The 20,897-nt window shown below is 52.9% G+C and carries 15 protein-coding genes; 6 read left to right on the forward strand and 9 right to left on the reverse strand.

Annotated features, from left to right (window positions below; translation table 11 throughout):
- Positions 1–25: 25 nt before the first annotated feature.
- The 8 genes from IEX77_RS02110 to pflB all read right to left on the reverse strand — a co-directional run bounded on the left by IEX77_RS02110 (position 26) and on the right by pflB (position 8,894).
- Positions 26–994 carry a thiamine pyrophosphate-dependent dehydrogenase E1 component subunit alpha gene (locus tag IEX77_RS02110; RefSeq protein ID WP_044114448.1) on the reverse strand — a complete coding sequence of 323 codons (969 nt, stop codon included), beginning with the start codon at positions 992–994 and terminating at the stop codon, positions 26–28.
- A 631-nt stretch (positions 995–1,625) separates the two neighbouring features.
- Positions 1,626–2,030, reverse strand: coding sequence for a DUF5606 family protein (locus IEX77_RS02115; protein WP_188807492.1), 405 nt, complete (start codon positions 2,028–2,030; stop codon positions 1,626–1,628).
- Between the two features lie 87 nt (positions 2,031–2,117).
- Positions 2,118–2,762: a dephospho-CoA kinase gene (gene coaE, locus IEX77_RS02120; RefSeq protein ID WP_188807493.1), complete on the reverse strand. Its 645-nt coding sequence runs from the start codon at positions 2,760–2,762 to the stop codon at positions 2,118–2,120.
- Positions 2,740–3,762, reverse strand: coding sequence for a CdaR family protein (locus tag IEX77_RS02125; RefSeq protein ID WP_188807494.1), 1,023 nt, complete (start codon positions 3,760–3,762; stop codon positions 2,740–2,742). The genes coaE and IEX77_RS02125 overlap by 23 nt, the downstream gene beginning before the upstream one ends.
- A 106-nt stretch (positions 3,763–3,868) precedes the next feature.
- Positions 3,869–4,183 (reverse strand): preprotein translocase subunit YajC, encoded by a 315-nt coding sequence (yajC, locus tag IEX77_RS02130; protein WP_188807495.1) that lies wholly within the window; start codon positions 4,181–4,183, stop codon positions 3,869–3,871.
- A gap of 57 nt (positions 4,184–4,240) precedes the next feature.
- Positions 4,241–5,293, reverse strand: coding sequence for a transcription antitermination factor NusB (nusB, locus tag IEX77_RS02135; protein ID WP_188807496.1), 1,053 nt, complete (start codon positions 5,291–5,293; stop codon positions 4,241–4,243).
- Between the two features lie 552 nt (positions 5,294–5,845).
- Positions 5,846–6,574 carry a pyruvate formate-lyase-activating protein gene (gene pflA / locus IEX77_RS02140; protein ID WP_188807497.1) on the reverse strand — a complete coding sequence of 243 codons (729 nt, stop codon included), beginning with the start codon at positions 6,572–6,574 and terminating at the stop codon, positions 5,846–5,848.
- An 85-nt stretch (positions 6,575–6,659) separates the two neighbouring features.
- Positions 6,660–8,894: a formate C-acetyltransferase gene (gene pflB, locus IEX77_RS02145; protein ID WP_188807498.1), complete on the reverse strand. Its 2,235-nt coding sequence runs from the start codon at positions 8,892–8,894 to the stop codon at positions 6,660–6,662.
- Positions 8,895–9,628: 734 nt separating this feature from the next.
- Here pflB and feoB point away from each other — a divergent pair.
- Genes feoB through IEX77_RS02165 form a run of 4 tightly spaced genes read left to right on the forward strand, consistent with a single transcriptional unit; the run spans position 9,629 to position 15,646 of the window.
- Positions 9,629–12,163, forward strand: a complete 2,535-nt coding sequence (feoB, locus tag IEX77_RS02150; RefSeq protein WP_188807499.1) for a ferrous iron transport protein B — start codon at positions 9,629–9,631, stop codon at positions 12,161–12,163.
- Positions 12,164–12,174: 11 nt separating this feature from the next.
- Positions 12,175–12,318, forward strand: coding sequence for a FeoB-associated Cys-rich membrane protein (locus IEX77_RS02155; protein WP_044114456.1), 144 nt, complete (start codon positions 12,175–12,177; stop codon positions 12,316–12,318).
- A 44-nt stretch (positions 12,319–12,362) separates the two neighbouring features.
- Positions 12,363–13,337: a calcium/sodium antiporter gene (locus IEX77_RS02160; RefSeq protein ID WP_188807500.1), complete on the forward strand. Its 975-nt coding sequence runs from the start codon at positions 12,363–12,365 to the stop codon at positions 13,335–13,337.
- 29 nt (positions 13,338–13,366) lie between these two features.
- Positions 13,367–15,646 carry a RelA/SpoT family protein gene (locus IEX77_RS02165; protein WP_188807501.1) on the forward strand — a complete coding sequence of 760 codons (2,280 nt, stop codon included), beginning with the start codon at positions 13,367–13,369 and terminating at the stop codon, positions 15,644–15,646.
- Positions 15,647–15,756: 110 nt separating this feature from the next.
- Here IEX77_RS02165 and IEX77_RS02170 read toward each other — a convergent pair whose 3' ends face one another.
- Positions 15,757–16,680, reverse strand: a complete 924-nt coding sequence (locus IEX77_RS02170; protein ID WP_060935812.1) for a magnesium transporter CorA family protein — start codon at positions 16,678–16,680, stop codon at positions 15,757–15,759.
- 1,515 nt (positions 16,681–18,195) lie between these two features.
- Between IEX77_RS02170 and IEX77_RS02175 the strand changes: the two genes are divergently transcribed.
- Both IEX77_RS02175 and recJ read left to right on the forward strand, forming a co-directional pair.
- Positions 18,196–19,095 (forward strand): DUF4919 domain-containing protein, encoded by a 900-nt coding sequence (locus IEX77_RS02175; RefSeq protein WP_188807502.1) that lies wholly within the window; start codon positions 18,196–18,198, stop codon positions 19,093–19,095.
- Positions 19,096–19,119: 24 nt separating this feature from the next.
- Positions 19,120–20,889 carry a single-stranded-DNA-specific exonuclease RecJ gene (gene recJ, locus IEX77_RS02180; protein WP_188807503.1) on the forward strand — a complete coding sequence of 590 codons (1,770 nt, stop codon included), beginning with the start codon at positions 19,120–19,122 and terminating at the stop codon, positions 20,887–20,889.
- Positions 20,890–20,897: the final 8 nt, after the last annotated feature.

The raw sequence follows: 20,897 nt of genomic DNA on the forward strand, positions 1-20,897 counted from the left end.
CTTAGGGTTAGTGAAGAGCAGTGGCCTATTCGGTGAAGATATCTTCGAAGGCCGACTCAGGAGAGGGCTCGGGACCCTTGCGACCGTACTCTACGGCAGCGTCAATGGCCTTGTGGCTTGCAGCTTCGATAGCATCGAGCTCCTCAGCCTTAGCAAGCTTCTTATCAAGCAGGTAGTTACGGAACTTGAGGATAGGATCCTTCTTCTTCCACTCGTCTACCTCTTCCTTCGTACGATACTTACCAGGGTCAGAGGTCGAGTGACCGTACCAGCGGTAGGAGATAGCTTCGACGAGGACAGGCCCCTTGCCAGCGCGCACATCCTTGATCACCTTGTCCATCGTCTCACGTACAGCTAAGAGGTCATTACCATCTTCGATGAAGACGCCAGGGACACCATAGGCTGCAGCACGCTCATAGACGTGCTTCGTACGCATCACAGAGCTGATAGGCGTAGAGATACCATAGCCGTTGTTGATACAATAGAAGATTACGGGGAGATTCCAGATGGCTGCCATGTTCAGCGTTTCATGGAAAGAACCTTCATTAGTAGCGCCGTCACCGAAGCAGCATACGACGATCTTACCCGTGTTCTTCATCTTCTGAGTGAGGGCTGCACCGATAGCGATACCCATACCGCCACCGACGATCCCATTGGCACCGAGGTTACCGGCATCGACATCTGCGATGTGCATCGAGCCACCCTTACCCTTACAGACACCATTTGCCTTACCCATGATCTCAGCCATCATACCATTCAGGTCAATGCCCATAGCAATACTCTGACCGTGGCCACGGTGGTTGGAGGTAATGAGGTCTCCCTTCTCCAGACCAGCGATAGCACCGACATTAGCGGCTTCTTCGCCCACGGAAAAGTGCGTCATACCAGGGACTTCCCCACGACGCACCAGCTGGTTGACCTTGTTGTCGAAGTTGCGGATGTCCTCCATCTTGCGGTACATCTCCAGCAGTTCTTCTTTCTTGAGTTTAGCCATAACTGTATTCTATTTAGATACTTATTTGATCTTCTATTTCTGCAATGCCTCGGCAGATACCTCCGTCTTAGCGTTCAAGAGGAGCACTACTACAGGCTCATACGTCGTGATTCAGGAGCATCTCTATGCTCTAATAAGGGAAAATAATCCGCATTAACCCTCTGTATTGTCATATTGACTATGCAAAGATATGCATTACGCATAAATCCCATCACACCGCAGCCCCTTCAGACGAGTTTTCACCGCTCCTCGGACCCTATTTTAAGAGAATTTGCATCTTATTTTGAGGCCCAAACGAGGCTTTTAGCAAGTCAATCAAGAGTCAGAAATGCGACTTTCAATTATAAAACATAAAGAGAATCAGATGGTTCACTCCTCCACCGCGCATTTTAATAACCTGGAGCTATCCCTTCATTTATCCTATCAATAGCTGCTACCTATAAACAGGTGATTTAGCGAGAATATCACTCTTTTGATAGGCAAAATGAATAGATCCACCCTACTCCATGTTATCTATCTTAGATATATCAAGTAGAGTATGATGTCGTTAAGGATGGATATAAAAAGCCACCGCACACAGCTGGGATAGCTGCGTGCGGTGACACAATGATTCTTTCAGATAGCCGAGAGCTTACTCTGCTTCGTCCTGGTCTGCAAAGTCCGTGATACCGGCCTCGATGAGGATGTTGTACCAAGTATAAAGCTTCTTGATGTCCGAGGTGTAGACACGCTCGCGGTCAAAGTTAGGAATCACTTCACCGAACGAGTTGCGTAGCGCATCGCTATCCTTGAGGAGTTCTTCAGACACTGCTACACCAGCCTGCTTCTCATGGAGACGCGTGAGGACTTCCGAGAGAGCAATATCTTCGCCGTCAGTGAACATGGAGATATCACCAAGCGATACCACACGGTCCTTGGGCAGAACGGGGATACGCTTCTTAGTCTGGAGAGACTCGACGATGAGCGTATTCTTGCCGGAGGAGAGGAGACGATAGAGTCCAGGCTTGCCTGAGATAGAGAGAATAGTCTTCAACATATAGGATCTTATTTGAGCGGAAGGCTGGCTGCCTCCCTTGATGGGTGCAAAAATAGGGATATTTGAGTGAATAGCCACTGAGAGAGTTCAGTCGAGGAGCTTATCAAAGAGACTATCAAGTTGGGGGATGAGAGGATGAGCCTCATCATTATATATCAGGTAGTCTGCACGCTGAGCTAATTCCTCCTGAGACATCTGATGCTGCATGCGAGCACGGACAGCTTCCTCACCTACACCATCACGCATCATAGCTCGCTGCAAACGAAGCGTATCATCAGCAAGGACAGCCAAGACACCATCGGTATAGGCATCAAGGCCAGCATCCAGAAGCAAGGCACTCTCTAAGGCACACAAGCGTTTCCCTTCTGCGCTGAGTCCTTCACGCCAAGCGACAAAGTCGCGACGCACAGCGGGATGTACGAGGGCATTGACTTGCTCCAGAAGAGAGCGATCGGTGAAGATCAGTGATGCTAGCGCCTTCCGATCCAGTAATCCCGAAGGAGCATAGATACCTGCACCGCAAAGGGCAATCATCGCGTCTCGGAGCTCTCCATCAGTATCGTAGAGGGCCTTAGCACGGCTATCGGTATCATAGACGGGGATGCCACGCTCCTCAAGTAGGCGAGCTATGTAACTTTTTCCGCTACCTATCCCCCCTGCGACCCCCAGCGTGTAGATGCCATGAGAGGTACGAGCTGAATGCAGAGGACTACTTGCGCTCTTCGATGACATACTGCACACGGTCAGGAGTCAAGCGATAGTGCTTGAGCCAATCAGGCTTCTGCACAAGGGAGATGGGGAGCTGACGAGGAGTTTCCCCAGAAGCATTGCCAGCCGTCACGAGATCGGGATAAGCTACAGCGATCTTCAGCTCCTCAGGCTTAATATCCTTGTAGCGAGAGCGAGGTAGCGTGAGCTGGATCGTAGCTACTCGAGGTAAGGGCAGAAGAACGAATCCCTCTGGAGCACCTGTCACCTCGACGGGGAGTGTGAAGGTCTGCTCCGTAAGTTGCTCTACGGGGACATGGACCTGCACTACATTGGTCGAGGCATATACTCCATCGGGGAGGAGAAGGCGTACCTTCGTCGTCGTCGTCGCCTTCAGCATATGCTCCTCAAAGGGAGCTGTAAGAATCGTTGTCAACGTGTCTAAGGCCTTCCCCGAAGCAAATACGGTGATCTCCGTTGGGGTAAGCTCAATATCACCGATGGCATAGCCCGTAGCGACCTGCGGCAAACTTCCCAACGTGATCGGAAGCACCTTACGATGACGACGGTAAGCCGTCGCATTAATTGAAGCGGGCGAGATGGAGATGACACGAGCTGATGTAGCGAGTCGGCTCCGCACTTCACCCGAGAGGGCAGAAGCCGAAAGCGAGAAGCCCGCGATGATCTGATGATCACGCTGCAGACGAAGGCGGATAGGCGCCAGTCCACGAGTCGTATACTCCAAGAGATGCCCCCCTTCATCCTCTAAGCTGACCTCAATGTACTCAGGTAGCTTCGTCTGCATACCCACCTCAGGTGGGATGGAATCATATACCACGGGGATATGCAGCGTATAGGTAAAGCGACGCTGAAGGCTCTGCACGAACCAGAAGGTAGCAGAGAGCAAGACAAAGACGAGGAAGATAAAGAGCTCCCTACTCCTACGACGCTTGGGCGGAGAGGAGTTCAGCTTTCGGGCTGATAATGGGACTCTCGGAGGGGAGTTCTTCAGATCTAATCGCATAGCTCGTAGACATTGGTCCGCACGATCACACGGCGGATATGAAGAGAGGCTGCCCGCACACTTGTAGCAGGCAGCCTCTTATATTTATGAGACCGTAGGCTGTAGGCTACTTGGCAGCTGCCTCGGGATCCCCTGCAGGGAAGACAGAGCCCTTATCGACACGGACACGTACTCCATCGGCGATCTCGACGACAAACTCGGTCTGCTTGATATCCTTGATCACCCCATAGAGGCCACCAGAGGTCACGATACGATCGTTGATGCCGAGTGCATCACGCTTCTGCTGCAGTTCCTTCTGACGCTTCTGCTGGGGACGGATCATAAAAAGCCAGAGAATCAAGCCGATCGCAACCACCATGATGACAGAAGAGAAGGGGCTGCCACCATTTTGTCCTGCGGCCTGGAGGAGAATCATTTCCATTCGTTATGTGTATTAAGTATTGGGTGAATATTCTGCGTTACTATGGAGGACTATATACTACTTGAGTATCTTCCCTTCCTCCTTCAGCTTTCGTGCCAAGGCGTCAAGGACACCATTGACGAAGGAGGCGCTATGGTTCGTCGAGTAGTGCTTTGCCAGCTCGACATACTCATTGATCGTGATCTGAGTAGGGATAAGAGGGAAGTAGAGGAACTCCGTCACAGCGAGATTGAGCAGCAGAGCATCAATATCTGCCAGACGCTCACTACTCCACCCTGCACTCAGCACAGGCTCGATGAGCTTCATCTGATCATTGTACTTCAGCAGGGTCTGACGGAAGAGCAGACGAGCAAAGCGCTCATCATCCTCATCCTTGAAGGCCGGACGGATATCATCGTCAATGGCAGTATCCTCTTCGCTCTTGCGCAGAGTCTTCTCGACGAAGTCCTTCACGACTTCTACAGGACCATTCTCCAAGCGAGCACTCTGATAAGCACCCGCCTCGCGAGCCTCATTGAGGGCAGCCTGTAGCGCTTCATCTTCCGTAGCGGGACGATCTTCGACCTCAGCCTTCTCGACTTCTCTCAAGTCATCCTGCCAGTAGATCGAATGCTGCTCCAGCCATTCGGCGAGCATCTCATCTGTCGTAATGATCTGTGTAAAGACATCGACCCAGAAGGCACGATCCTCTTCAAAGCCTACCTCAGTAGCCTTGAGATAATTTGCATAGATATCCGAAGCTTCGATGCGACGGAGGAGGTGGCGCAGGAGTGCTTCATCTTCCTCCCAGCGGAGGCTAAAGCCCTCATACCACGCATTCAGCTTCTCTGATACCGCAAGCTTAGCAGCCAAGCGATTCTCCAGAAGGCGCAGATTGGGGCTACGCTCTGCCTTAGTCGCAAGATGCTTATTCTTACGGATCTCAAGCACCTCACGGTAGAACTCCGTGAAGGAAGGGATAAGCTGTAGGAGGAAGAGGTAAAGGTCGTACGTGCGATGGAGACTGAGCAAGAGATCCTGCTCAGCAGCGGTCAGCTTCAGCTCACCACGATGCAGGTGAGCATAAGCCACCTGAAGTACACGGGTGCGTATTAGTACTCTATTGATCATAATTTCAAGTCGCTTACTCCTCTTCTGTGGCCTTACTCATAGCCCAGAGGACTCAGGGAAGTAGGACAAAGAACGCACAGATACTCAAGAAGTAGTACACAAAGATACGAGGATTTCACCAAATAGCCACTCCATACCTGCACAACGGCTCATGATCCCCCACATCCACAGACAAAGTCTTATAGAAAGGAATATAGTGCCGCCTTTCCATGCTGTAGTCCCCATCTAAGGAATCTCTTTCATCGCTTTCTCCTCTATGCCGAAAGCTACACCTCCCAAGAAGGCAAACCAGCCCCACAGATGAGGGAGATACCAACCTATATTGGTCGTTGGGTGAACCTATATTGGTCACGGCACTGACCTATATAGCTCGTCAGGACAACCTATATAGGTTCACCCAACGACCAATATAGGTTGATGAAGCTCCTACAAGAGGTCGCCCTTGAGGCGATCGTTTTCGCCCAATACCTAAACAGCAAATAGGGAGGATGAACCTCTATCGGCTCATCCTCCCTATCCTATTCTGATAACAATACCTATGGCCTGCTCCTGCTACTGAGTCCAGACTACTGGGAAGTACTGCTCAAGGATCTCCCGAGCAGCATACACCTCCCCTGGTGTAGGCTCATGGATATGCTCTAATGGGTACTCCCGTCCCAGCGTCTCATACTTATGCTTACCATAGGTATGGTAGGGCAAGAGCTCCAGACGCTCGATGTTCTCATAGCTACCGAAGCGCTCTCCAAGAGCATGGAGCGCCTCGGGCTGATCGCTATAGCCTGGTACAAGCACATAGCGCATACGCACGGGCTTCCCCATCTGTCGAAGCTGCTCCGCCGTAGCAAATGTATTCGTGTTGGACTGAGTCGTCAGGCGACGATGCCCTTCGGGTAAGACGTGCTTGCAGTCAAGCAAGACTATATCGACGATCGAGAGGAGCTCGTCCACATAAGCATTGCGGATGCTACCCTGAGTGTCGAGGCAGATATGTATCCCCTCTTCCTTGAGCTGGCGACAGAGAGGGATGAGTGCCTGCGCCTGCACGGTGGGTTCTCCTCCGCTGAAGGTAATCCCCCCACGCTTCCCAAAGAAAGGGCGCTCACTAATAGCCCGTCGTAGGACCTCAGCCTCCTCAATGAGCTTTCCTCCCTTCCCAATAGGGATGGTATCAGGATTGGCACAATAGAGGCACTGGAAGTTGCATCCCTGGAGGAATACCACTAAGCGAAGCCCTGGACCATCGAAGGTCCCCATGGATTCAAAGGAGTGGATACGTAGCATAGCGAGCTATAAAAAGAGCGGGCGAAGGGTCGACACTGATCCTTCGCCCGCTACTATTTAATAGGTAATCGGAGAACTCCCCGCCTTAGCGCATGCGCTTGTGGAAGGAGCGCGAAATGACCTCGAGCTGGTGCTCACGGCTGAGCTTGACGAAGTTCACAGCATAGCCAGAGACACGGATCGTCAGCTGAGGATAGTTCTCAGGGTGTACCATAGCATCCTCGAGCATCTCACGATTCAGGACGTTCACATTGAGGTGGTGTGCACCCTTGGTGAAGTAGCCGTCCATCATCGAGATGAGGTTCTCATTCTGCTCGCTCTTGCTGGAGCCGAGAGAGTGAGGGATGATGCTGAAGGTGTTACTAATACCGTCGGCAGCATCGGTGTAGTCGAGCTTAGCTACTGAGCTGAGCGAAGCGATAGCACCGTGGTTGTCACGACCGTGCATGGGGTTAGCACCTGGAGCGAAGGCAACACCCTTACCACGACCGTCAGGCGTAGCACCCGTCTTCTTACCGTACATCACGTTAGAGGTGATCGTCAGGACAGAGAGCGTAGGCTCAGCGTTCTTGTACACGGGAAGCTCCTTGAGGAGACCAGAGAAGATGTGGGTGATGTCGTAAGCGATCGTATCGGCACGATCGTCGTCGTTACCGTAGCAGGGGAACTCACCTTCGATCTTGAAGTCTTCGGTCAGACCCTGTTCGTTGCGGATAGGCGTCACCTTAGCATAACGGATAGCCGAGAGTGAGTCAGCTGCGATCGAGAGACCAGCGACACCATAAGCGAGGTTGATCTTAGGATCGGTATCGATGAATGCCATCTGTGCAGCCTCGTAGTAATACTTGTCGTGCATATAGTGGATGATATTCATCGAGTCGTTGTAGACGCGAGCGATGACCTTGAGGACCTTGAGGTAGTTATCCCAGACCTGGTTGAAGTCAAGGACGTCACCCTTGAGTTCGGGGATCCCTTCGACCATGAGCGTACCAGAGATTTCGCAGCGACCACCATTGACAGCCAGGAGCAGAGCCTTAGCGAGGTTGGTACGTGCACCGAAGAACTGGATCTGCTTACCGATCTCCTGATAAGATACGCAGCAAGCGATACCATAGTCATCAGAGTGGCGGGTAGAGCGCATCAGGTCGTCGTTCTCATACTGGATAGAAGACGTATCGATAGACACCTGAGCAGCGAACTCCTTGAAGCCTTCGGGGAGCGAGGGGCTCCAGAGGACCGTGAGGTTGGGCTCGGGGCTTGGGCCGAGGTTGTAGAGAGTCTGGAGGAAACGGAAGCTCGTCTTCGTGACCTTGTGACGGCCGTCGAAGAGGCGACCACCGATAGACTCAGTTACCCACGTGGGGTCACCAGCGAAGATCTCGTTGTATGAGTCCATACGCAGGTGGCGAACCATACGGAGCTTGATGACGAACTGGTCGATCAGCTCCTGAGCGAGCTCTTCGGTCAGCGTGCCGTGGTCGAGGTCATACTGGATGTAGATATCAAGGAAGCTCGATACGTTCCCGAGAGACATAGCAGCACCGTCCTGATCCTTGATAGCAGCGAGGTAAGCGAAGTAAACCCACTGTACAGCTTCAGCTGCGGTGTAAGCGGGACGACGAACATCGAAGCCATAGCCAGCGGCCATCTCTACGATCTTCTTCAGAGCGCGGATCTGCTCAGCGACTTCTTCGCGCAGACGGATCGTGTGCTCGGTCATAGGACCGTGGATGCCAGCGAGGTCTTCCTTCTTCCAAGCGATGAGACGATCAGCCCCATAGAGAGCCAGACGGCGGTAGTCACCGATGATACGGCCACGAGCATAGTTGTCAGGCAGCCCCGTGAGGAAGCTGTTACTACGGAAGGAGCGGATCTCGTCGGTATATACATCGAAGACACCATCATTGTGGGTCTTGCGGTAGTGGGTGAAGATATCGGTAACGCGGGGGTCCACTTCGAGACCATTCTCATGGACGGCCTTCTCGACGACCTTGTACCCACCGAAGGGCTTCATGGCACGACGAAGGACCTGGTCAGTCTGCAGACCAACGATAACTTCGTTATCCTTATCAATATAGCCTGGAGCGAACGCCGTGATACCAGAAACCGTGCTGGTATCGATAGAGCGTACACCATGTGGGTTTTCGCGCTCTTCCTTAAGAGCCTGGAGGCAGTGCTCCCAGACGCGCTTGGTCTTCTCCGTAGGGCCGGAGAGGAAGGAGGAGTCACCATCATAAGGGGTGACATTCTGAGAAACGAAGTCGCGGACGTTGAGTTCGACTTCCCACACGCCTGACTTAAATTGGGGCTGTTCTTGCATAACGCTAAAGAGGTTAGTTAAATGTAGTCTATACTACTATGGTGTAGGCTAAAGAGAGTGGTAGTGCATCGCCTTAGACCACTCATCTCATCGCTTTCGATGCAAAGATATAATAAACATTCGAATTGCAAACTACTAAGCGCAATATTCACACTTAGCACACTCTCCGCGCACCTGTGCAACCTTTAACATTCTCCACCAAGAGACACAAGCATCTCCTACATATATAATATAAGGTATAGGGGCGTCCCGTCATCACGTACCACACCTAAGAGAAGCAGCTCCCAGGAATCCACTCACCTCAGCCCAAGCATCAGGCTGATGATATCCAGACCTATATTATATAGGGTATCAGAGATACGTACATACAGTGACTTTCAGAAGTCACAAAAAGAACCAGTACTGGTCAGCGAAGCGAGCAGTACTGGTCGCACTGCGGACCAGTACTGGTAACTATCATCAACCAGTACTGGTCGGACGAGTGACCAGTACTGGTTCACATCATCCACCGATAGAACAATCCCCGCAAACCCTATATACATCTCACTATCGAAGAGCATACCAATCTCCCTTTCACTATACGATCAGGAGACGTAGCGACAAATTCTCCCCTCTCGAAAAGAAGGCCCCATAATTATAGTAAAGCTGAGGGGGGAGCAGAGAGCAAAAGCAAGACCTTTTCTTCAGCAGGTCCCTCTCGAGATGAGTACGGCTTTTTGCATAACTTTGTAGACATGAACTTAGCTCAACTACAGACCGGGCAGAAGGCGGTCATCCTACGAGTCGGTGGATCTGGTGCTTTCCGCAAGCGCATCCTTGAGATGGGCTTCGTGCAAGGCAAGGAGATTATGGCCGTGCACAATGCTCCCCTTCGAGATCCTATATACTACAAGATCCTGGACTATAATGTCTCGCTCCGACACTGCGATGCAGAGCGCATTGAGGTCCGTCTTCTCGAGCCTTTCGAGGAGCAGACTGATACCGTTGATGCCCCGCAAGAGCTACTTCCAGATCCCGAGCTGCACAGCCTCCACCGTATGGAGCTGGGACATATCAAGACCCGCGAGCTCCCCACCCTACGCATCGCCCTCCTCGGCAACCCCAACTGCGGGAAGACCTCCCTCTTCAACCAAGCCAGTGGTGCCCACGAGCACGTGGGGAACTACAGCGGTGTAACCATCGAGGCTAAGAGTGGGTACATATACTATGGAGGCTACCGTATCGAGCTCATCGACCTACCAGGTTCCTACTCCCTCTCCCCTTATAGCCCCGAAGAGGTCTACATCCGTAACTATCTTACGGGTAAGGAGCGCCCCGATCTGGTGCTCAACGTCGTAGATACCTGCAATATCGAGCGCAACCTCTACCTCACGCTTCAGATCAAGGAGCTTGGACTACCTGTCGTCGTCGCACTGAATATGTTCGACGAGTTCATGCAGCGCAAGGAGTACTTCGACTACCCTCGCCTCTCGCGTCTTCTCGGTGTCCCGATGATCCCGACGATCTGTCGCACGGGTCTGGGGCTGGAAGCTCTATTTGATGAGATTATTAGCTTGGCAAAGGGACTGAAGGAAGGTGATGAGCAGCTGGTCGACATAGAGACTGGTAAGCTCCGCCCCCTACGCATCCCCTATGGCTCACTCCTCGAGCCTCTCATCAGCGAGCTGGAGAAGAAGATCAGAGAGCATACCGATATCACTGATCCTATCGTCGCACGCTCCACTGCCGTCAAGCTCCTCGAGCGCGACAGCGAGGTCGAGAAGCAACTCCTCTCACGCTACCCTCGTGGGGGCTTCCTCCTATCCGCTCGTGACTTTGCCCTGCGCAAGCTCTATGAGCAGACAGAGGAAGAGGCTGAATCACTGATCACAGATGCCCGCTATGGCTTCATCTCGGGCGCACTCAAGGAGACCTACTTCCCTAAGCATACCGGCAAGCGAACACTCACCGACCGCATTGATGACATCGTCACCAGCCGTCTGTGGGGCTTCCCACTCTTCCTCCTACTGATGGGGCTGATGTTCTTCTTCACCTTCACCCTCGGGCAGTACCCGATGGACCTGATTGATGCTGGGGTAAATGCCCTCGGTGAATGGGTCGGTGGAGTAATGAGTGAAGGTCCGCTGCGCGATCTCATCGTCGATGGTATCATCGCTGGTGTCGGGGGCGTAATCGTCTTCCTCCCGCAGATCGTCATCCTCTACCTCTTCATCTCACTCCTAGAGGATAGTGGGTACATGGCCCGTGCTGCCTTCATCATGGACAAGCTTATGCACCGTATGGGCCTACATGGCAAGTCATTCATCCCGCTGATCATGGGCTTTGGCTGTAATGTACCAGCCGTGATGAGTACCCGTATGATCGAGAGTCGCAAGAGCAGACTGATCACGATGCTCGTCCTCCCATTCATGAGTTGCTCGGCACGCCTACCAGTCTATCTGCTCTTAGCTGGCGCCTTCTTCCCCATCCCTTGGCAGGCTACCTTGGTACTCTTCTCGCTCTACCTCATCGGTGTACTGATGGCGGTCATATCAGCCCGACTACTAAAGAGCGCTGTCTTCAAGGGAGAGGATATCCCCTTCGTCATGGAGCTTCCTCCCTACCGTCGCCCGACAGTGCGCTCGGTAGCCATCCACGTGTGGATGCGCTCCAAGCAGTACCTTCAGAAGATGGGTACGGTGATCTTGGCAGCCTCCATCATCGTGTGGTTCATGAGCTACTATCCTCGTCAGAATGAGCTACGCGAGCAGAAGGACCAGCAGGTCGAAGCACTCACCCAGTCTACCCTCCCCGAGGAGATCAAGCAGTCTCGCATTGATTCACTTGAGCATAGCTTCGCCACCTACCACCAAGAGCAGTCTATCATCGGGCGTATCGGGCACCTCAGTGAACCCGTGATCCGCCCCTTGGGCTTCGACTGGAAGATGGGCGTAAGCATCGTATCAGGTCTCATGGCTAAGGAGGTCGTCGTCAGCACAATGGGTGTCATCTATACGGGTAATGGAGAGGGTGGCGACGAAGCCCTCTCACAGCTCTCCACGCGTATGAAGCAGGAGGTCCGTGCTGATGGCTCGCCCTCCTTCACCCCCATCATCGCCTATACCTTCATGCTCTTTGTCCTGCTTTACTTCCCTTGTGTTGCGACCCTCATCGCAATCGGCCGTGAGGCTGGTCACTGGAAGTGGGGACTCTTCTCCGCGCTCTACTCCTGCGGGATAGCGTGGCTCATCTGCTTCATCGTCTATCAGACCGCTCACCTCTTAGGCTAAGCAATATCCCTATGGCTCAAGAAATAGCTGTACTCATCATCCTTGCTATCGTAGTCTTCTTCATCGGACGCGCACTCTACCGTATGCTTCGCCCGAAGAAGGAAGACGACAAGAACAATGGGGGCTGCTCGGGTTGCTCGGGCTGCTGTCACTAACTCCCCTATCTTCACGTCCACACCACTCTATCACCTCTGTATATATGCTTGTAGATATCCTACTCTTCCTACTTGGGATCGTCCTGATTATAGTCGGGGCTAACTACCTCACCGAAGGAGCTTCGACCTTAGCACGTCGCATGGGGCTCTCGCCTCTGGTCGTGGGCCTCACGATCGTAGCCTTCGGCACCTCTGCACCTGAGCTCATCGTCAGCCTCATGTCCGCACTCAAGGGCAATGCTGATATCGCTATGGGGAACGTCGTCGGCTCCAATATCTTCAACCTCCTCGCTATCGGTGGGGTGACAGCAGTAGTAGCTCCGATCACCATCACCCAGAGTACCATCCGACGTGAGATACCTCTGATGCTCCTCTCCTTCTTGGTGCTCTTCTTCCTCTCCTACGATACGATCTTTGCTGGTACGGGAGCGACGGAGAACATCCTCTCACGAGGAGAAGGGCTTACCCTGCTGGGCTTCTTCCTCATCTTCCTTACCTACACCTTCGCCATCGCCAAGGATAGCCCCAATGACCCCCACGCAGACAACACGCCCCTCAAGCCTTATCCCATCTTGCTCCTCATCGTCTTCATCGTCGGTGGGCTCGCTGCACTGGTCTATGGTGGTGACCTCTTCGTCACCTCAGCATCAAGCATTGCACGTACCTTCGGTATGAGCGAGAGCTTCATCGGCCTAACTATCGTAGCTGCTGGCACATCACTCCCCGAGCTGGCTACGTCCGTCGCAGCTGCCCTCAAGAAGCAGCCCGAGATAGCCGTAGGAAATATCGTCGGGTCAAATATCTTCAACGTCTTCCTTATCCTCGGTGTCAGCTCCAGCATCACCCCGATCCGCATCGGTGGCGTCACACCTCTGGACTTCCTCGTCATGATAGCTGCAGGCATCATGCTCTATATCTTCGCAGTCCTCTTCGGTCAGCGGGTAGTCAAGCGTGGCGAAGGTGCGATCCTTGCCCTTGGCTTCATAGCCTACACCGTCTACTTGATCATGCAGCTCTAATCCCCTAACCTTCCGGTATACCTCTACCCATGGCACAGATTAGCCTCAGCTTTTCCCCCGAGGAAGAAGCCCTCATCGACCAAGAGTATCAAGCCCTCATAGCGGACTATATAGCGTCGCCTCACCGACAGAAGACTGAGATCATCGACCAGGCCTTCCGCCTGGCTCGTCATGCCCATGGGCTGGTACGCCGGCGCAGCGGAGAGCCCTACATCCTCCACCCCATCGCAGTGGCTCGTATCGTATGCAAGGAGATCGGCCTCGGGTCTACCTCGATCTGCTGCGCCCTCCTGCACGATGTCGTAGAGGATACTGAGTACACCGTAGAGGATATTCGCCGAGGCTTCGGGGATAAGATCGCACAGATCGTAGAAGGCCTTACGAAGATCTCCACCGAGCAGGTACCGCAGAACATCGACAGCCTGCAGGCACAGAATATCCGAAAGCTCCTACTGACTATCGGCGATGATGCCCGTGTGATCCTCATCAAGATCGCCGACCGCCTGCACAACATGCGCACGCTCGGCTCGATGAAGCCCGACAAGCAGCTTAAGATCGCAGGCGAAACCTCCTTCTTCTACGCACCGCTGGCCGACCGCCTCGGGCTCTTCTCCATCAAAACCGAACTGGAGGACCTCAGCTTCCGCTACGAGCACCCTGAGGCCTACGCAGAGATCAAGCGCAAGGTCAAGGAGAGCGAAGCTGGTCGTGAGGATCTCTTCCATCGCTTCGCTGCACCACTGAAGGCACGCTTTGACTCTATGGGCCTCAGCTACGAGATGAAGACGCGTGTCAAGGGATGCTTCTCTATCTGGCGTAAGATGCAGATTAAGGGGATTCCCTTTGAGGAGGTCTATGACCTCTTTGCCGTGCGTATCATCTTTGATAGTCAAGATGGGTACCCAGAGAAGAACCGCTGCTGGGACATCTACACGGCTATTACAGAGATCTACCGCAATCGCCCCGACCGCCTGCGTGACTGGCTCTCCACACCTAAGGGGAATGGCTACCAAGCTCTACACCTAACCGTGCTGGGCCCTGATGCGCAGTGGGTCGAAGTACAGATCCGTAGTCGTCGGATGGATGAGATCGCCGAGCAGGGGCTCGCTGCCCACTGGCGCTACAAGAGAGATGTAGTCGAAGAAGACCACGAGCTGGAGATCTGGCTGGATACCATCCGCGAAGTCCTCAATCACCCCGACTCGAAGGGGATGGAGTTCCTCGACACGGTACATCTCAGTCTCTACGCCCACGACATCACCGTCTTCACCCCCAAGGGACGCCCCATCACCCTACCACTTGATGCCTCCGTCTTGGACTTCGCCTATGCTGTCCACACCGATCTCGGAGACACCTGTATCGGGGCGAAGGTCAATCACAAGGTGCTCCCTCTCTCCTACCGCCTCTCCAATGGAGATCAAGTCGAGATCTTGACGAGTAAGATGGTACAGCCCGAGCCTGGATGGCTCAACTTCGTGGCGACCGCTTATGCGAAGGTCAAGATCGAGACAGCACTTCGTAGACGCCAACGCGAAGCCATCGCACAGGGTGAAGCCCTCCTCGCAGAGCGCCTCAAGAGCCAGGGAGAGCAGCTTACCTCCTCGCTCCTCAACCGCCTCACCCACCTCTACCGCTACGACAAGCCTGATACCTTCCTCCGACACATCGGTGATGGGACCTTCGAGTTCCCCGAAGACTTTGATCGTGTCGTCCAAGGGAAGACACCCAAGAGTGGCGGTAATCGCGTCACGCGTGTCTTCTCTTCGCTCTTCTCCAGCAAGGAACGCGAAGGTCAGACCCTTAGCGGTACGATCGTACAACGCCCTACAATTGATAAGTCTCATCCCTATGAGCTCATCGAGCAAGACGGCTTACTCAACTATAAGATAGCGCCCTGCTGCCATCCCATCCCTGGCGATGACGCCCTCGGTATCATCAGCGACGAGGGCGAAGTCATCGTACATAAATGCTCCTGCCCCGAGGCGACACGATACAAGACAGTGCAGGGCGACCGCCTGCTCTCGGTACACTGGAGCACACATCACACTCCACTCTTCGAGACGACACTCGTCATCCGAGGGATCGACTCTAAAGGACTGCTCAACGCTATATCGCAGATCTTCTTAGAAGACTTCAAGGTCAGCATCACAGCTATTGACTTGAAGGCACACGATGGAGTGTTCCAGGGGACGATCTCTGTGAAGGTATTAGACACGCGCCAGATCGAAGCTATCTGCCAGATCCTACGCCGCAACCCTGCCATCCACGAGGTCTACCGCCTCTCGGAGCTGGATGCAGGGCGTAGCTAATCACCGCCTAGCACTCTCCCTCATACAAAGACAGCCGCCCCCTCGCACGATGAGATGCGAGGGGGCGGCTGTCTTTATTTCGAATTGTATCTACGTGTCTACGTGGACTCCTAGAACCACTTAATCTTACGGAAGAGATAGAAGGCTAAGCCTGAGATCGTCACTGACACGCCGAAGATCGCGAGGAATGCCCAGTACCATTCGCCAAGGTAGACGTTGACGTTCATCCCGAAGAAGCTCGAGATCATCGTCGGCACCGTCAGCACAATGGAGATACTCGTCATACGCTTCATGATCGTATTCACATTGTTGGAGATGATATTGGCCGAGGCATCCATCATACTCGTGACGATATCGGTGTAGATATTGATCGTATTGTAAGCCTGACGAAGCTCAATGCTCACGTCTTCGAAGAGATCTGGATCGACGCTCGAAGCACGTGAGGTTGTGCGCAGACGCCCAAGCATAGCTTCATTACCTCGTATAGAGGTACTGAAGTAAACGAGTGATCGCTGCAGACGCATGATGCGGAGGAGGTCCTCATTACGAATGCTAAGCTCCAGCTCTTTCTCCGCACGATTGATCTCGAGATACATCAGCTTCAGGTACTTCAGGAACCATACCGCTGACGAGTAAATCATACGCGTGACGAACTCGGTCTGGTTGGCAATACCGATATTCTTTCGTCGGATATGATTGATGAAGTCGGGTAAGAGCTGCGTACGTCTGTAGCAAACAGAGACCGTAGCGCGATGCCCTGTGATGATCCCCAGAGGGACGGTCTGATAAGGCATACCTGGTCCGCCTCCATCCATCGGAATGCGGAGAATGGTCAGGAGCCAATCATCCTCGCGCTCTGCACGTGGACGCTCATCAATATCGGCTATGTCGGATAGGAATTCTCTTGGTATCCCCAGCTCCTTCGTCAGGAACATGAAGTCATCTTCATCGGGGCACTCGACGTGCACCCAGCAGTGGGGGGCGAACTCTTCCAGCTCGGGTACACCCGGCTCGAAGGTGAGGTAGCTCTTCATTATATCGCTTAGCTGTATATGGTGGGACTATTGCACTCCGAGCACTTCAGTACTTACGGAGTGGATCCTGTCGGCTCACCTCATACAGCTTCCACCTCAGAGGCGGAGAAGTCCGTAGGGCAAGACGACGGAGCGAGAGGCGCTTACACAGCGCTCATTCGGCGGGAGGGAATCGTCCATCTGTCTTATCTTCCTTAGCGGTTATACTTAACTATAAAGCTCTCTATAGGGGCTATTCGCAGCACCTTCACAAAAAAGCTTCGTGCAAAGGTAAGAAAAAGCGCCCAGCTGAAGCGCCTGCCTAGCGAGAAAGCGAGGGAAACACACCAAAGGATAAGTAGCTGATGCTCAATATAACTCCACAATCCATTCCCCGTTTGAGGGCTATCGAGAGGATAATCGCTTAGTAATCAGGAGACCATTGCGCAAGGCCATCTCTTCACTGCTTGCACTTTCCTCCTTCGAACTTCTCAGCCTAAAGACTCCGATTTTCAAGGGAAGAAGGTATGAGTAATGAAGAGGTGGTCTTGCGCAATGGTCTCAATAGGTATATGGATGTGTGAGGTAGAGCTATATAGGATGGCGAAGAAAGCTATATAGCTTTGAATCGATTCCTATATAGCTTTGGACTGATTACTATATAGCTTTGCACTGATTCCTATATAGCTTTGCATCGATTACTATATAGCTTTGCACCGATTACTATATAGCTTTGCACTGATTACTATATAGCTTTGCACCGATTACTATATAGCTTTGCACTGATTACTATATAGCTTTGAGAAGTGACCTCTATTAGGTTATTGCTCCGCGTAGGGATAAAAATTGTGGACGAGTAGCAGATAAGTTTGGACTACGTACGTGGCTCTAATATCTACGTACGTGGATATTTGGATTTACGTGCCTGATCTTTAAGACTACGTGCATAGATGGGGGAAAACCACTACGTGAAGGCGCTTTTTTCTTCATGAGAACTATGCTTTACCCTCCGCTGGATAAGAAGAATACTCGCAATAAAGCGAAGTGCTTTCTGATGTGAGCGGTACTGGTTCATTTATCCCTCCTTATACGGATCCCAATGAATAGCCATTATAGGACCGCACCTTGTCACCCACAATAATCTAATTTACAAACAGATAACAAGCTACCCCATACGACCATCATAGGACTTCTAACATTCCACTCTTGTTGTGCTCCCCATCAAGGCTGTAGCAGGAGTACCCTATGCAACCCCCTGCACAAGGAAGTAGTCATTAATTATGAGTTAGCCCCTGAAATGTGGCTTTTTGTATACCTTTTCTTAGGAAAGAAGAGCGGATAGGCATAGGTAATCCGAGCCGTTTCCGTTATCTTTGTCTAAGTGACGGGGGCTCCCTCCTCTATACTGAGGCACAGATTGACCTCGTTCCTTCTAAGCGACACTCAGTGATCACCCTCCGAGCTTGCCGTGGGGCAGTAGCGAAGAGCTTCTCTCCTGCCTCAATGAGTATCGGAGACGACTAACAAGAAACAACTATGCGACCTATCCATTCGAAGATAACCCTCCTGCTGGCTGCCCTCAGCCTCTCCCTATCCGTCCCATCGATAGGAGAAGCACGTAGCCGCAAGAAGCCTACGACCTCTACGAGTAAGAAGGCCTCCTCTAAGTCATCCAAGAGTAAGAGCTCGGCGAAGAGCAGTCACAGCTCCTCACGTCGCGGCCGCCACTCCTATAATATACGTTCGCGCGCACGTGGCCGCTACTATGCAGCCCAAGCTCCCAGTGAGGAGCAACTTGAGATGATGCGTCAGGACAGCATTCGCCTGCGTACGGGGGGGACAGCACCTGTACAGAAGGTAAGCGAAAAGAGTGCACAGTCCAATGAGCTCTTGACGACACGCTTCCGTCGCGCAGACTCTACGCTCAGTCGCGCAGATATCAGAGAGCTATACTTCTCAGTAGATGGACGTGAAGACACAGCGCCCTTCCTCAGCAAGATAGAGGCTGAGGCCGATCGCCTTATCGAGGGGAAGAACTTCACTGAGGCACTCAAGACCGTCCAACAAGGGCTGTGGCGTACCCCCACGCATATTGGGCTCATCAAGCGCGCCTGCGACCTCTCGCTTCACCTCAAGAGCTCACGATTCAATACCTACATGTACCAGCTCGTCGAGCTTCTCAGCATGATCGCCCACACGGGTGATGGCTCGAGCTTTGATAAGGCCATTCAAGTGCGCTCACTTGACGATGCTCTTCTCTTTGAGCAGCATTGGAATGAAACACCTCGCGAGGAAATCCTCGCCAACCGTGAGCAAACGAACAAAGGCAAGGACTATGTCGTTGTAGAGATACAAGGCTCCGGGAAGGGTAAGACACAGCAACATTACTATCTGATCCAGCCTACCCTGACGCCCAGCGCCACCACAAAGAAGTAGTAGCAATAGCAAGGAGATATAAGCATGTCCCAAAGCTGGGAGATAAGACAATATACCACAGATGAGGAGACCCAAGCTTGTGAATTAGCCACACGCTTGGGGCTCTTCCCTGCTATGGGGCGCCTCCTGGTAGCAAGAGGTATACGTACTTATGAGGAGGCACAGAGCTTTTTCTCTCCACGCCTTGAGGAGCTACATGATCCCTTCGCTATGGAGGATATGCTGGTCGCTGTCGAGCGGCTGAATAGAGCTATTGAGCAGCGGGAGCATATCTTGATCTACGGAGACTATGATGTCGATGGCACCACAGCCGTAGCCCTACTCTACCGCTATCTGCGAGCACAATGCTTGCCCGAGGAATACCTCCACTACTATATTCCAGATCGCTATGACGATGGCTATGGTATCACGTTGCAGGGCATAGACTATGCACGGCAGTTAGGTGTCAGCCTCATCATATCGGTAGACACGGGGATCAAGGCGTTTGAGGAAATCACCTACGCTCGAGAGCATGGGATGGACTTCATCGTCTGCGACCACCACACGCCCGATGATAGCCTTCCTCCAGCTACTGCTATCCTCAACCCGAAGCGTCACGACAACCACTACCCCTTCACCGAGCTCTCGGGCTGTGGGGTAGCTTTCAAGCTTGTACAAGGGCTTGCCTCCCATCGAAACCTCCCTTTTGAATCTCTTTTTCCCTTGCTGGAGCTTCTCGTCCTAAGTATCGCTCAGGACCGTGTTTCTATACTTGGGGAGAACCGTATCTTCATATCTCACGGCCTGCAGCAGATCAATAGCCACCCCTCGGTAGCTATCACCTATCTCATGCGCTTAGGGAAGATCCAGCCTGGTCGCGTCGATATGGCGAGCATCTACTACGAGCTCGGACCACGTATCAATGCCGCAGGGCGTATGGCACACGGCGCTGAGTCTGTCAAGCTCCTCATTGCCGAGGATGCTGCTACAGCGGAGGTACAGAGCCAGATACTCGACGAATACAATCGCCAGCGTCAAGAGCTCGATCAGCAGGTCACACGTGAGGCCATTGCCCTCGTCGAGAGTGACCCACAGCTCCAGAAGCAGCGACTCATCATCCTCTACCGCCCAGAGTGGAACAAGGGAGTCATGGGCATCGTAGCAGCACGACTGGCCGATCGCTTCCACCGCCCTGTGCTCATCCTCTCCCATAGTACAGGTGACTTCCTCGCCGGATCAGGACGCTCTGCAGGAGGCTTTGACTTATACCAAGCCATCCAAGCTTGCAGTGACTGCTTGGAGAACTTCGGCGGACACATCTTTGCCGCAGGGCTGACAATCCGTGAGGACCGCCTCCCTGAGTTTATGCGACGCATACAGGAGTATGCTGATAGTGTGGAGCAAATCACCTCGCAACCATTCACTCCGACCCTCCAAATCGATGCAGAGCTCAAGCCTTCCGAGGTGTCACGCACGCTCCTCCGTCAGGTAGAGATGCTCTATCCCTTCGGCACGGACAACGAGCGTCCCATCTTCATGACTCGTAACATGCGAGATGCCGGTGGCACACGTGCTGTAGGCAAGGCACTTCAGCATCTGAGCCTACGTATGACCGACAGCTATCAGCGCATCCGTCCCCTTCATGGCTTCGCTCTGGGGCTGGCTCGCTATGCTCCCGAGATCACACGTCACAACGCCTTTGCCCTGTGCTTTGAGCTCGAGGAAAACAACTTCTATCCGCAAAGCTTCCTACAGCTACGTGTCAAGGATCTCTGCCTCGAAAGCGAGCTGCCAGAGCGACTCACCGACCGATAGATCACGCT

Origin of the sequence: Porphyromonas pasteri (genome assembly GCF_014647755.1) — a bacterium.
Classification (GTDB): Bacteria; Bacteroidota; Bacteroidia; order Bacteroidales; family Porphyromonadaceae; genus Porphyromonas; species Porphyromonas pasteri.